This window comes from Nguyenibacter sp. L1 (assembly GCF_035199985.1).
Taxonomy (GTDB): domain Bacteria; phylum Pseudomonadota; class Alphaproteobacteria; order Acetobacterales; family Acetobacteraceae; genus Gluconacetobacter; species Gluconacetobacter vanlangensis.
Genome location: NZ_CP127015.1, coordinates 377,215 through 390,197 on the forward strand (window position 1 = coordinate 377,215; position 12,983 = coordinate 390,197).

Below are 12,983 nucleotides of genomic sequence, written 5' to 3' on the forward strand. Positions count from 1 at the left end.
CGTGCAGCGCTGGGCGGTGCGGCTGGAATATGACGGGCGCGACTTCGTGGGCTGGCAGCGCCAGGCGACCGGCCTGTCCATCCAGCAGGTGCTGGAGGATGCGGCCGGCCGCCTGGCGGGCGGAAGCATCGTGCCCAGCATCACCGCCGGGCGGACCGATGCCGGCGTGCACGCGACCGGCCAGGTGGCGCATCTGGATTTCCCGTCCACGCTGCGCCTGACGGCTTCGATCGTGCGCGACGCGCTGAATTTCCATATGAAGCCGCACCGGGTGGCGATCCTGTCGGCGTGCCCGGTCGACCTGGCATGGAATGCGCGATTCTCGGCGGTCCGCCGTTTCTATCGCTATCGCATCCTCAACCGTCGCAGCCGTCCCGCACTGGATGAAGGCAGGGTCTGGCTGGTCAAGCGCGCGCTGGATGAGCGCGCGATGGCCGAGGCCGCGCGCCACCTGCTGGGCCGGCATGATTTCACCTCGTTCCGGGCCAGCGCCTGCCAGGCCAGGAGCCCGCTGCGCACCCTGGACCGGCTGGACGTCGCGCGGCATGGCGAGGACATCGTGATCGAGACGGACGCGCGGTCTTTCCTGCACCATCAGGTGCGCAACATGGTGGGCACGCTGAAGCTGGTCGGCGAAGGCAGTTGGCCGCCCGCGCGGGTGGCCGAGGCCCTGGCCGCCCGCGACCGGCGTGCCGCCGGACCGACCGCACCGCCCGACGGGCTGTACCTGACCGGGGTCGGCTACGACCCCGATCCGTTCCGGCCGGAGCGGGGCTGACGGACGAACGGCCAGCGGCGACGCGTCGCGCGGCCGTCAGAACCCGGTCGAGAGCGTCACGAGCGCGGCGAAATTGCCGCCGGTGAGATAGACCGGCGAGCCGGCGGCGACGCTGCTGCCGAAGATGCCCTTCTGCGTCCTGGCCGTCGCGGCGTAGCTCCCCGGCGCCGACCGGTAGAGATTATTGCCGATATTGACCAGGTTGAGCTGCACCTTGGGACCTTTCAGGCGCCCGACGCGCGGAAAGCGGTAGCCCAGCGTGATGTCCGACACGACATAGCCCGGGATACTCTGGTCGTTCATGAAGGTCGAATATTGCGACCCGACATAACGCAGATCGAAATTGCCGAAGAACCGCCGGTTGTCGTCATAGGCCAGCCCGACCGCCGCCGTGACCTTCGGCGCCCCGACGGTCGTCTTGCCCGCGGTCGGCAGATAGTCGATCACCGACTGCCCTGCCGCGTTCGTGGCAGACACCGGCACGTTGTTGTCCATCGTCGAATGCAGGTACTGCGCCGACACATAGGGGCTGACGTGATGCCAGGGCTTCAGGCCGATTTCGCCCTGCACACCGCGCGACGTCTGACCGCCGACATTGATCGGTTCGGAAATCAGCATGTTGGTGTTGGGGATATAGGCGCTGGACGTGATCTGATGGTTGGTCAGGTTGATGTTGAAGAACGACATCTGGAAATTGACCAGGCCGTCGGCATGACGATAGCCGATCTCCTCGGCGATCGTGTATTCCGACTTCAGGCTGCCCGGCTGTTCGACGGCGTGAGAGGCGTTCGGATCGAAGATCTGGCTGTAGGCTTCGACCGATTCCGGCGCGCGGAAGGCGGTCGTGCCGTTCAGGTAGATCTGGTCGTGCGGCGTGACCTGGTAGCTGGCGGCGAATTGCGGCAGGGGTTCGAAATAATTGCCGGTCGTCTTGTAGGGCGCCGCGCCCGGCACGTCGTTGGTGCCCTGTCGGTAGACCATCGCCGCGCGGAAACCGGCGCTGAGCACCAGCCGGTCGTTCAGCAGCCGCAGCGTGTCCGCCAGGTAGAGCGCGTTGACCTGCTGCATGAAATTGAGGTTGTAGCCGCTGAGTATGCTGCCGTCCGCCAGGGTGATCGGATAGCGGCCATAGGCGTTCGCCGCCCTGCCGGACGGATCGACCACCGAGAAGGTCGAAAGCTCCTCATGCATGGTATAGGAGTACCAGTATCCGAACGACAGCGTATTGATGCCCGTCGTCCAGTCGATCGACGTGTTGATCGCGCCCGTCTTCTGGTTCCACGGATCCACCCCGGCCGTCGTCAGCATCCGCTGTCCGGACGCGTTGACGTAGGAATAGGGCTGGTTCAGGTCGCCATACTGCATCGTGCCGTAATAGCCGCCGGAGGCGGGAATATTCTCGCCGCCCACCGAGGGCCCGTTCTGGTGCACGAAATAGGGCGTCACGTTCAGCGTCAGGTCGTGCGCCAGCGTGAAATGCATGGGCACGATGACGTCGAGCGAGTTCAGATCGCCGAAATTCAGCTTATAATAGGTTGAATTTCCGGGATAATAGGTCGGCGTGTAGTTGAGCCCGGTCCCGTATTGCCGCCACTGCGCCGCGGTCGGTTCGCGCCAACTGGTCTGCTCCTGCCGGTTGAAGCCGAAGATGGCGGTAATCGAATTGCCGTCGCCCCATTCCTTCACGAATTTCGAATCGACGTGATAGCGGGTCAGGCCGCCCGGCCCGCGCCAGTTATTGTTCGACAGATACGAGAAAGAGGCGAAGCCGCGAATGCCGGTATTGCCGATATCGCCCGTATCCAGGCGAAGGAATTCCTTGTTCGCGCTGTGCGTGCCGCCCATCAGGCTAAGAAAACCGCCATATTTGTGACTGGGATTCATCTCGGTGGCCGAAATCTGGCCGCCGACAGCGTTGAACAGCGGCGCATTCAGGTCCGGCGCCCCCTGCGAGACGGTGACCGAGCCGAGATTTTCCGTATCCACCAGCATCGAGGTGTAGGGTTCGTAATTGATCGGGTCGGCCAGCGGCGCGCCTTCGAACAGATAGCCGATCTGGCTCTCGTTCATGCCGCGCATCGTGATGTGGTCGCCTGCCGTCCCCAGCGGGCTCTGGCTGGCATAGACCACGCCGGGCAGGTTGGCGATCATCGACGAAATATTGCCCGTCTGCGGCTGCTTGGCGATCCAGTCGCGCGTCACGCCGCTCTGTGATCGCGGCGCGGTCTGCACCGGCATCAGGCCGCCGCCCGGCGTGGTGTTGGTGGTCCCGTCGGCATGGCGCCCGCCGGCCGAAACCGAGATTTCCTCGGTCTGCGGGACCGAGGGGCCGAGCACGCTGCCCGCCCGCCCGTTGAGGGCGTGCCGCACGGGCTGCGCGGGCACCGAGGACGCCGGGGCGCGGGTTCGCTTCGCGTGCGCCGGCGGCTCGCTTTGTGCAGAGGCTGATCGAACGATCGCGCTGCTTCCCGCAAGAACAGCGGCACAACAGAAGAGACGCCCACGCCGTGATATTCGCATCATCATGTCCCGTCCGACAAAGTTTAGACGCCAGCCGTTCGCTAAATATCTTTGTTTTTAAAGGATAGATCGCGTCACCCGCCCCCATGCGGGAACATACGGCCGCGCATGTCCGAACAGACCCTAAAGACGACGTTTCTCTGTCGCAATAGTTTAATTAACGGAACAAAGTTATTTCCGCGGGAAAAAGATCGTCCTGTATCCGCCGGATCTTCCATTCCAGTTCGGATCGCTATTGATCATTATTTTCTGCCACTAAATTAAACGACGTCCTGAGGCGATCCGGTCACGGGCCGTTCCGGCAGGTCTCCAGGGCGTCCACCATCGCGCGGACCACCCCGGAATCCGCCGTGATCCGTTCGGCACCGAAGCCCAGCGAGACCACTGCGGCAGGACTGGGCCGCGCCGGTCCCCGACAGGATCCGTGCACGGCGCCGACGCCGGTACGCCGCACCAGCGCCGCGACATTGGCCGGGTTGACGCCGCTGCCGGCCATGATTTCGATCCGGCCGGATGCGGCCGCGGCCACGCGGCGCAGGCCCTCCGCGCCCTCCATCGCCGTGGGGGCGCCGCCGGACGTCAGGATCCGCGCAAAGCCCAGTTCCACCGCGACCTCGAGGGCCCGCACCGGATCGGGCACGAGGTCGAAGGCCCGATGCAACGTCCGCCCCATCGGGCCGCAGGCCGCCGACAGCCGGGCCAGCATCGCCGTATCCAGGGTGAAATCCGCCCTGCTGGCCCCCAGCACGACACCGGCCAGTCCGGCCGCGCGCGCGGCCGCGATGTCGGCCAGCATCATCGCTTCCTCGTCATCGTCGAACAGGAAGTCGCCGGCCCGGGGCCTGATCATCGCATAGGCCGGGACCGGCAGCGACGCGGCCAGCCGCATCAGGCCGCAATCCGGCGTCAGGCCGCCCAGCGCCAGGGCGGAACAGAGTTCGACCCGGGCCACGCCGGCCTGCTGGGCCGCCCGAAGACCGCGCGCGTCATCGACGCAGACTTCCAGACCGATCATGCCGATCCCCCCGCCGGACGATGCGCCGCCAGCAATTCCCGCGTGTCGTCATGGCGGGGCGCCGCGAACAGGGTGGCGGTTTCCGCGGCCTCGACCACCTCTCCCCGGCGCAGCACCAGCGCGCGGTCGCACAGCACGCGCACCACCGCCAGGTCATGGGTGATGAACAGGACCGCGAGACCCAATTCATCGCGCAGGTCCAGCAGCAGGTTCAGGACCTGCGCCTGCACCGAGATATCCAGCGCCGCCGTGGCCTCGTCGGCGATCAGCAGTTCCGGCTCCGCCGCCAGAGCCCGGGCGATGCCGATCCGCGCCCGTTGGCCGCCGGAGAACGCGCGCGGCAGGCGGTCGCAGGCCGCTTCGGACAATCCGACCCGCTCGAGCAGCGCGACGACGCGCGACCGCCGCGCGGCGGGGGCCGCCAGACCGTGGATGGCCAGGATTTCCGCAAGCTGCGCGCCCACCGTCATGCGCGGATCCAGGCTGGCGAACGGGTCCTGGAAGATCATCTGCGCCCGCCGCGGCGCCACCCCCCGTTCACCGGCCAGCAGGATCTCTCCCCCGCTGACCGGCGCCAGCCCGACGATCGCGCGGGCAATCGTGCTCTTGCCCGACCCGGATTCGCCGATCAGCCCGACGATCTCGCCGCGTCCGACATCGAACGACACATCCCGCACCACCGGAACGGGGCGCCGCCGCCAGAACGGCCCTGCGCCATAGGCCACGCGCAGGGCGCGTACCTGCAGCAGGGGCGTCACGGCGCGACCAGCCAGTCCTGCGCCCGCGCGCAGGCGACGCGACGCGCATCGACGGACCGGGCATCGACCCGGCCGGCCGTGCAGACATCCGCGCGCTGCGGGCAGCGCGGCGCGAAAACGCAGTGCTCGGGGCGCGCGCCCGGCGGCGGCACGGCGCCCGCCATCGTCCGCAACCGCCGCCGTCCCTGCCCCTCCAGGACCATGCCGTCCGGATCCGGCATCGCGGCCAGCAATCCACGCGTATAGGGATGGCGCGGCGCGCGCAGCACGGAACCGATCGGACCATCCTCGAGAATCCGTCCGGCATACAGCACCGCCACCCGATCGGCGATCGCCGCCGCGGAGCCGAAATCATGGGTGATGAACAACGTGCTGGTGCCGCTTTCGGCCGCCAGGTCGCGGATCAGCGCCAGGATACGCCCCCGCGTGCCGGCATCGAGCGCCGTCGTCGGCTCGTCGGCGATCAGCAGCGCCGGCGTCCCCGCCAGCGCCATCGCGATCATCACCCGCTGGCGCATCCCGCCCGACAGACGATGCGGATAGGCGCCGAGACACCGGTCGGGATCGGCGATGCCGGTGCGGGCCAGCAGCCCCGCGGCCGCCTCCCGCCGCGTGCCGCCGCGCAGTTCGGGACGGTGCAGGGCCAGGCATTCGCCCAACTGGGCACCGATGCGCATCGCGGGGTTCAGCGCGCTCATCGGCTCCTGGAAGATCATGGCGATCCGCCGGCCGCGATAGGCGCGCAGCGCGCGTTCGGACATCGCGGCCAGGTCGACGGCGCCGTCCGCGCCGCCGAACAATATGCGGCCGCCGCTGACCCGTCCGCCGCGCAGCATCCCCATCACCGCCAGCGCCGCGACGCTCTTGCCCGAACCGGATTCTCCGACCAGGGCCAGGGTTTCGCCCCGTCCGATGGTGAACGACACGCCGTCCAGCACAGCGACCCCGCCGAACGCGACCCGCAATTCTTCCAGGGCCAGGACAGGCGCCGCCGTCACGCCCGGCGAGCCGCCTGCCCGCGCGGCATGGGCGTCCAGTCGAATTCCGTATCGAACGGGAAGGTCGGACGGTGCGTCCGCAGGCGCGTCAGGTGCGCGACGTCCTGGTTCACGACCCCATCCGACAGCGCCATCAGGGCCGGCCGGGCCAGCGGCGCCAGTTCCGGCGACAGATAGCCGGATTTGACGACCAGGATGCGGATCGTCGCCAGGTCCAGCCCCAGCCGGCGGAAATCGGCGATCATGTGATAGGGGCGCCGCCGGGCCGACACCACGATCGTCAGGCCGCGATGCCGCAGGACGGCCTCGCGCTCACGCGGATCGGCATGGTCCGCCAGCCTGACCACGGCGCAATCGAGCGTCACCCGCCCGCCGGCGGGATCGAGCGTCGCACCGATCGCAAAACGCGTCTCCGCCCCCGTGCCGATCGCGAAGGCCCGTTCGCAGGCCGCCGCGTCGGCGATGGCGGCGAAGACCACGCCATCCGCGTCCACGCGCGCCGCGAAGGCGGCCAAGATGTCGGCCCGGTCGCCCACCCCACCGCCGGTGGGATTGTCGCCGGAATCGGCGACGATGACCGGCGCCGTCCCGGCCGCCAGCGCCCGGTCCACGCATTGCGCGACGCTGCCGGTCTCCATGCCGAAGACGAAATCATGCCGCGCGTCCCAATAGGCCCGGGCGCTCTCGGCCGCCGCCTGTTCCAGCGCGGCCGCGTCCGTGCCGGTGACGACGACCGCCGCCGTGGCCCGCGGTTCGTCGGCCCAGACATAGCCGACCATCAGCGCCGCGTCCCATATGCCGGGACGGGCGTCGAAACCCGGCAGGCGGGCATAGAGCGAACGCGCCGGTTCGTCCTCGGTGCTGGTGCGTTCGCCCGGCAGCAGCACCGGCACCGGCGCCCACACGATCCGGGGCCGGATGCCGGTCCGCAGGGCCTGGACCAGCATGTCGACCGCCCGGTGCATGGTCCGCGTCACGTCGATATGCGGCGCCGTGCGATAGGCGGAAAAAATGTCCAGCGCGTCGACGATCGGCTGGCTGACATTGCCGTGCAGGTCATAGCTGGCGGCCACCAGGCAGTCCGAACCGACCAGCGCGCGCGCCGCGCCGATCCAGTCGGCCTCGGCATCCCACATGCCTTCGACGAACATCGCGCCGTGCATCGCCAGATAGAGCCCGTCGAGCGGCAGGCTGTCGCGCAGGCGGTCGAGGAATTCCTGCTTCATCGCCTCGTAGGCCGCGTGCGACACCGGACCGCCGGGCACCGCCCGCGCGTGCAGCAGCGGCAGGAACGCGGCGTCGAAATCCTTCAGGAAGGCGAAATAGGGCGCATCCGGCATGTCGGCGCCGCGCAGGATGCGGAAACCCTCGATTTGGCTCGGCACGGGATTGTAGGTGCTGCATTCCGTATGGATTCCGCCGAATGCGATCCGGGGCCGTGTCGTCATGTCCAGTCGTTCCCGACAAAAGAATCCCCCGGCGCAGGCCGGCCGCCCCGCGGGGAATGTCTTCCGGTTTTATTTCGTTTGATAAACCAATCCCGCGCGAATAAAGTCAATGAAATAATGAAACGATTCAGGCAGCCTGCCGGCGGGAGCAGCGTGCGGCGATCCCTGGTCCTTCATGTCGCCGCCTTTCTTGTCGCCCTGGCGGCCTGCCCGGCCTTTCCGAACCGCTCCCTGGCGCGCGGGCTGACGGTCATGCTGGCCGAGCCGCCGCGCAGCATGGATCCGGCCGACCAGAACGCCACCGCGACGCGCTCGATCCTCGCCCCGTTCTACGAGAGCCTGGTGCGCCAGGACGCCGACGGGTCGATCCGTCCCTGGCTGGCCACCGCATGGTCGGTGTCGCCCGACGGCATGGCCTGGATTTTCGCCCTGCGGCCGGGAATCATCTTCCATGACGGCACGCCCTGCGATGCCGACGCGGTCGTGGCCTCGTTGCGACGGCTGCTGGATCCCGACGCGGCACTTGCCGGGGCCGGCGCGTTCCGTGCGACGATCGCCTCGGTCCGGCGGCAGGGCGCCTCGGTCGTTATTACCCTGGTCCATCCCTATGCCGACCTGCTTTCCCTGCTGTCGATCACCCAGGCGGCCATCGTCTCGCCCCTGGCGGCGGCGCGCGGCACGCTGGGGCGCCATGCCGACGGGACGGGGCCGTTCATGTTCGTCGACTGGCAGGACGGCGCGCATGTCGGCGCCCGCGCCAATCCGCGCTACTGGGGTGCGCCACCGGCGCTGACGCGCATCGAATGGGTCTGGTCGTCCGAACCTTCGGTGACGAACATGGCGTTGCAGACGGGCGACGCCGACGCCGTCATGCCGCTGGCGCCGGTCTTCGCGGGGCTGTACGCGTCGGGACAACCCGCCGCCGCGCGGGCGGTCATCCATGGCGGACGCGGCGCGGCGCAGTTCTGGGCCGCGCTGAACACCACCCTGCCGCCGCTGGACGATGCGCGCGTGCGGCGCGCCCTGGGCCTGGCCATCGACAGGCAGGCCCTGGTCGCCGGCCTTCTGCACGGCTATGGGCGACCCGCCTGCCATGCGCTGACACCCGACATCGCCGGGTCGGAACCCTGTGCGCCCGGACAGGAGCGGGCCGATCCCGCGGCGGCGCGCGCCCTTCTGCAACAAGCCGGCCTGGCGCGGGGATTTTCCGTGACCGTCGTGGTCCAGGAACCCGAGGAGCCGATCGCCGAGGCGCTGCAGGCCATGTGGCGGCGCATCGGCGTCACGCTGCGTATCCGCCGGCAGGAAGCGGGCGTGTGGGTCCAGTCGGCCTTCGCCGGGCCGGCGGACAAGGCCCGGCAAGACATCGGCATGGTGCTGACATCATGGTCCGCGCCGTTCATCGCCGACCTGCAGTTGCGCCCGCTTTATGCCAGCGCCAGCGCGGCGCCCGCGGGCGCCAATCTGGGCTTCTACCGCAATCGGGAGATCGACGCCGCGATCGACCGCGCGGCGCGCACAGGCGATCCCGCCGCCAGGGCGCGGGACTATGCGGCGATCCAGGATCGGCTGGCCCGGGATGCGCCGATCCTGCCGCTCTATGTGCAGGACAATCTGTATGGTGTCCGACGAGGCCTGGACGGGGTCCAATCCCTGCCGGACGGCGAGATCGCCGTCACCTCCGCCCGATGGGCGGCGCCATGACCGCGCTGCTGAGGCGCACCGCCGCCCTGCCCTTCATCATGCTGGCGGTTTCGGCCATCATCTTCGCGGCGATCCACGCCCTGCCCGGCGATCCCGCGCGGCTGCTTGCGGGGCCGCAGGCGCCCGGCGGCGTCATCCGGGCGCTGCATGCCCGGCTCGGCCTCGACCTGCCCCTGCCGGCGCAATATATGCGCTTCCTGGCGCATGCGTTGCGTGGCGACCTGGGCCTGTCCCTGCGCGACGGCACCCCGGTACGGCACCTGCTGGCGACTCACCTGCCCTATACGCTCGCCCTGGGTGGCCTGGCCTACGGGCTGGCGCTGCTGGCCGGCGTGCCGGCGGGGGCACTGGCCGCCGCGCGGGCCGGGGCATGGCCGGACCGGCTGCTGATGGCGGCGACCCTGGTCGGGTCCTCGCTCGCCGGCTTCTGGGTCGCCCTTCTGGGGATGGAACTGTTCGCCGTCCGCCTGCACTGGCTGCCGCTGATGGGGGCGGGGGACTGGCGGCACTATGTCCTGCCCGCATCCGTCCTGGCGCTGTTGCCGACCGCGCTGATCCTGCGCATGACCCGCGCCGGCCTGTGCGAGATCCTGGACCAGGATTATATCCGCACCGCCCGCGCCAAGGGGCTGCCGCCCTGGCGGATCATGACGCGTCATGCCCTGCGCAACGCCATGGTCCCGGTGGTCACGGTGGCGGGGCTGAACCTGGGCGGCCTGATCAGCGGCGCCGTCGTGACCGAGACCGTGTTCGACTGGCCGGGGATCGGCCGCTTGCTGGTCGATGCCGTGCGTTATCGCGACTATCCGGTGATCCAGGGCGTAACCCTGCTTTCGGTCCTGGGGGTGCTCGTCATCAATCTGCTGGCCGAACTGGCGATCATGCGGCTCGATCCTCGCCAGCGTGGGCACTGACATGGGGGCGGCCAGGTGGATACGGTAGAAATGTACGCGCGGCGTGCACGAAACATGACGTTCCCGCGCCTCAGCCCGGAACTGATCCTGGGCGCCCTGCTGTGCGGGGGCGGGCTGCTTGCCGCCCTGTTCGGGCCCATGCTGCTGGGCGGCGATCCGGCGGCGCAGGACCTCTATCACGTGCTGCAGGCGCCCTCGCTCGCCCACCCCTGCGGGACGGATGCGTTCGGCCGCGACATCCTGCTGCGCCTGGTCCACGGGTTGCGCCTGACGATCCTGGAGATCCTGGTCAGCCTGGCGGTAGCCGCCGGCATCGGCATCCCACTGGGGCTGGCGGCGGGCATGGCGCCTGCCTGGCTGGACGGGACGATCATGACGATCTCGGACGTGCTGTTCGCCTTTCCGGGCCTGATCCTGGCACTGCTCGTCGTCAGCCTTCTCGGTCCGGGGCTGTTCCATGCGCTGTTGGCCATCGCGGCGTTTTCCGTGTCTGCCTATGTGCGCCTGGCGCGCAACCTGACGGCCAGCCTGCGCCACGCCACCTGGGTCGAGGCGCTGCGGGTCCTGGGGGCCAGCCGGACGCGGATCGTCATTCACCATATCCTGCCCAATGCCGCCGGGCCGCTGCTGGTGCAGGCGACACTCAGTTCCGGCACGGTCGTGCTGGCCGCCGCCAGCCTGTCCTTCCTTGGCCTGGGCGCGCAGCCGCCGATGCCCGAATGGGGCACTATGATGAGCGACGGGCGCAATGCGCTCGGCGCCGCCTTCTGGCCCTGCCTCTTTCCCGGCCTGGCGATCGCCCTGAGCGTCATCGGGCTCAACTGCCTGGGCGACGGGCTGCGGAACGGGCTGAGGGAGCGAAGCGGCCCGCCGTGAATGCCTTCCTGGCCACGCTGGAAAACATCGCGTCCGCCCTGCGGGGCTGGACGTGAACATCGCCCTGGGCGGGGGGCCGGGCTGGACAGCCGCGCGATCATCGGCGCGTGGCGCGACGGCGATCCGGTCGCGCAGCGCCCCCTTTCGCGCTACCGCGATTCGCTCTACCGCGATTCGGGCGGCGGCATCGCCAGGAAATCCTGCCATGGCGCGTAATGCGGCGGCAGCACGACCGACAATTCGCTCAGCGCCAGAAACACGGCGACGATGGCCAGCACCAGCAGCACGGCCCGCCAGGCGCCCAGGGCCAGTCCGACCCGGGCGACGAACCAGGTCAGCCACAGATTATAGACGATGACGACGCCGTTCAGGATCACTCCGGCGCCGATCGCCCCGATACCGCGCGGCAGGACCATGCCCAGGACGGTGCCCAGGATTGCGACGGTGCCCAGCATGATGAACAGCACCAGCCAGTCGCACCACAGGGCGGCGGTGATATAGCGCGGCCACAGGGCCTGCCGCCCCCATAGCTGGGCCAGTTGATGGGTGACCAGCGTGGGGGCCAGAACCAGGCACAGCGACAGCAGGACCTTGGTGCCGTTGATCGCGGTCGGCGCATGGGCGAGCGTCAGCAGGCTGCCGACCAGCCACAGCGCCACGCGCGGCGCCAGCGCGGTCAGGACCGAATCGGCGGTCGCGCCGAAGCAGTTCATGCCGTCGCGCCGCCCCCGTCCCAGCAGCACCATGCCGCGGAAAATCGCGCCGGGACTGCCGGGCAGCGGCCCCTGCTTCACCCCGCGTCCCTGCATCATCCCACCAACCTTTCCAGAAACGCGGCATAGATGTCCGTCAGCGCCAGCAGGTCGCTCACGGGCACATGCTCGTCCACCTTGTGCATGCTGGCCCCGACCAGGCCGAATTCCGCCACCGGGCAATAGCGGCTGATGAACCGGGCATCGGACGTGCCGCCACCCGTGTCCAGGCGCGGGGTTCGCCCCGTCGCGCCGCGGATCGCCGCCACCAGCACGTCCAGTTCGGGCGTCGGTTCCGTGCGGAAGGCCTCGCCGCTGATCCGCACGTGCAATTCGGCGGCCGGCGCGTGGGCCGTGACGATACCGGCGATCCAGTCCGCGAGGCCCTGGCCGGTATGCAGGTCGTTGAAGCGGATATTCAGCCGCGCCTCGGCCCGGCCGGGAATGACGTTGGTGGCGTCGTTGCCGACATCGACGCTGGTCACCTGCAGGCTGGACGGCTCGAACCAGTCCGTGCCCTCGTCCAGCGGCCGCGCCGTCACCTCGGACAGGATCGCCAGCAACCGGTGCACCGGATTGTCGGCACGGTGCGGATAGGCGACGTGGCCCTGGATACCCGGCACCACGATCCGCGCGTTCAGGCTGCCGCGCCGCCCGATCTTGATGACGTCACCCAGCCGTTCCGGATTGGTCGGCTCGCCCACCAGGCAGAAATCGGGGATCTGGCCGGAATCCTTCATCCACTCCAGCACCTTCACGGTGCCGAACGCGGCCGCCCCTTCCTCGTCGCCGGTGATCAGCAGGCTGACGGACCCCGAAAGGGGCCGGCCGGAGGCCAGAACCCGTTCCACGGCCCCCACGAACGCGGCGATCCCGCCCTTCATGTCACAGGCCCCGCGGCCATAGAGCACGCCGCCGCGCAATTCCGCCGCGAACGGATCGCAGCTCCAGCCCGCCTGGCCGGGCGGCACGACGTCGGTATGTCCGGCGAAGCAGAGATGCGGCGCCCCCTGCCCCAGCCGGGCGAACAGGTTGGGGGTGCGCTGGGCGCCGTCGCCGAAGGGCAAATCCACGACTGTGAAGCCCAGGCCGCGCAGGCAGGCGGCCAGGACCCCGATCGCACTGCCGTCGTCCGGCGTGACCGACGCCGCGCGGATCAGCGCCTGCGCCAGGTCCAGGGCGCCCTTGCCCCCCTCCCGCGGGCCGTCGCCCTGCATGGC

At 69.3% G+C, this 12,983-nt stretch carries 11 protein-coding genes; 4 read left to right on the forward strand and 7 right to left on the reverse strand.

Annotated elements, in window-relative coordinates; genetic code table 11:
- The first annotated feature begins 1 nt into the window (after position 1).
- Positions 2 to 778 carry a tRNA pseudouridine(38-40) synthase TruA gene (gene truA, locus QN315_RS01685; RefSeq protein ID WP_323993747.1) on the forward strand — a complete coding sequence of 259 codons (777 nt, stop codon included), beginning with the start codon at positions 2 to 4 and terminating at the stop codon, positions 776 to 778.
- Between the two features lie 36 nt (positions 779 to 814).
- On the opposite strand, the gene QN315_RS01690 is transcribed toward truA, so the two are convergent.
- The 5 genes from QN315_RS01690 to QN315_RS01710 all read right to left on the reverse strand — a co-directional run bounded on the left by QN315_RS01690 (position 815) and on the right by QN315_RS01710 (position 7,517).
- Positions 815 to 3,163, reverse strand: a complete 2,349-nt coding sequence (locus tag QN315_RS01690) for a TonB-dependent receptor domain-containing protein (RefSeq protein ID WP_323991234.1) — start codon at positions 3,161 to 3,163, stop codon at positions 815 to 817.
- Positions 3,164 to 3,584: 421 nt separating this feature from the next.
- Entirely contained in the window at positions 3,585 to 4,313 is a 729-nt protein-coding gene (locus QN315_RS01695; protein WP_323991235.1) for a copper homeostasis protein CutC, read from the reverse strand.
- Complete coding sequence (locus QN315_RS01700; RefSeq protein WP_323991236.1) at positions 4,310 to 5,071, reverse strand: ATP-binding cassette domain-containing protein; 762 nt, start codon at positions 5,069 to 5,071, stop codon at positions 4,310 to 4,312. Before QN315_RS01700 ends, QN315_RS01695 begins: the two co-directional genes overlap by 4 nt.
- On the reverse strand, positions 5,068 to 6,069 hold the full coding sequence (locus QN315_RS01705) for an ABC transporter ATP-binding protein (protein ID WP_323991237.1): 1,002 nt from the start codon (positions 6,067 to 6,069) through the stop codon (positions 5,068 to 5,070). The genes QN315_RS01700 and QN315_RS01705 overlap by 4 nt, the downstream gene beginning before the upstream one ends.
- Positions 6,066 to 7,517 (reverse strand): M81 family metallopeptidase, encoded by a 1,452-nt coding sequence (locus QN315_RS01710; RefSeq protein WP_323991238.1) that lies wholly within the window; start codon positions 7,515 to 7,517, stop codon positions 6,066 to 6,068. The genes QN315_RS01705 and QN315_RS01710 overlap by 4 nt, the downstream gene beginning before the upstream one ends.
- Positions 7,518 to 7,634: 117 nt before the next feature.
- On the opposite strand from QN315_RS01710, the gene QN315_RS01715 reads away from it, so the two are divergent.
- The 3 genes from QN315_RS01715 to QN315_RS01725 are packed head-to-tail and all read left to right on the forward strand — an operon-like array spanning position 7,635 to position 11,011.
- Positions 7,635 to 9,221: an ABC transporter substrate-binding protein gene (locus QN315_RS01715; RefSeq protein WP_323991239.1), complete on the forward strand. Its 1,587-nt coding sequence runs from the start codon at positions 7,635 to 7,637 to the stop codon at positions 9,219 to 9,221.
- Positions 9,218 to 10,135 (forward strand): ABC transporter permease, encoded by a 918-nt coding sequence (locus tag QN315_RS01720; RefSeq protein WP_323991240.1) that lies wholly within the window; start codon positions 9,218 to 9,220, stop codon positions 10,133 to 10,135. Before QN315_RS01715 ends, QN315_RS01720 begins: the two co-directional genes overlap by 4 nt.
- 54 nt (positions 10,136 to 10,189) lie before the next feature.
- The gene (locus QN315_RS01725) at positions 10,190 to 11,011 is read left to right on the forward strand and encodes an ABC transporter permease (protein WP_323991241.1); all 822 of its coding nucleotides are present in this window, start codon (positions 10,190 to 10,192) and stop codon (positions 11,009 to 11,011) included.
- Positions 11,012 to 11,175: 164 nt separating this feature from the next.
- On the opposite strand, the gene QN315_RS01730 is transcribed toward QN315_RS01725, so the two are convergent.
- Together QN315_RS01730 and dapE are read right to left on the reverse strand one after the other, a co-directional pair.
- Complete coding sequence (locus QN315_RS01730; RefSeq protein ID WP_323991242.1) at positions 11,176 to 11,823, reverse strand: hypothetical protein; 648 nt, start codon at positions 11,821 to 11,823, stop codon at positions 11,176 to 11,178.
- Positions 11,820 to 12,980: a succinyl-diaminopimelate desuccinylase gene (gene dapE / locus QN315_RS01735; protein WP_323993749.1), complete on the reverse strand. Its 1,161-nt coding sequence runs from the start codon at positions 12,978 to 12,980 to the stop codon at positions 11,820 to 11,822. The genes QN315_RS01730 and dapE overlap by 4 nt, the downstream gene beginning before the upstream one ends.
- Positions 12,981 to 12,983 lie beyond the last annotated feature (3 nt).

Coding starts and splice junctions, on each gene's coding strand:
- QN315_RS01695 (WP_323991235.1), bottom strand. CDS start 4,313: ATGATCGGTCTGGAAGTCTGCGTCGATGACGCGCGCGGTCTTCGGGCG.
- QN315_RS01725 (WP_323991241.1), top strand. CDS start 10,190: ATGACGTTCCCGCGCCTCAGCCCGGAACTGATCCTGGGCGCCCTGCTG.
- QN315_RS01720 (WP_323991240.1), top strand. CDS start 9,218: ATGACCGCGCTGCTGAGGCGCACCGCCGCCCTGCCCTTCATCATGCTG.
- QN315_RS01710 (WP_323991238.1), bottom strand. CDS start 7,517: ATGACGACACGGCCCCGGATCGCATTCGGCGGAATCCATACGGAATGC.
- QN315_RS01730 (WP_323991242.1), bottom strand. CDS start 11,823: ATGATGCAGGGACGCGGGGTGAAGCAGGGGCCGCTGCCCGGCAGTCCC.
- dapE (WP_323993749.1), bottom strand. CDS start 12,980: ATGCAGGGCGACGGCCCGCGGGAGGGGGGCAAGGGCGCCCTGGACCTG.
- QN315_RS01715 (WP_323991239.1), top strand. CDS start 7,635: ATGAAACGATTCAGGCAGCCTGCCGGCGGGAGCAGCGTGCGGCGATCC.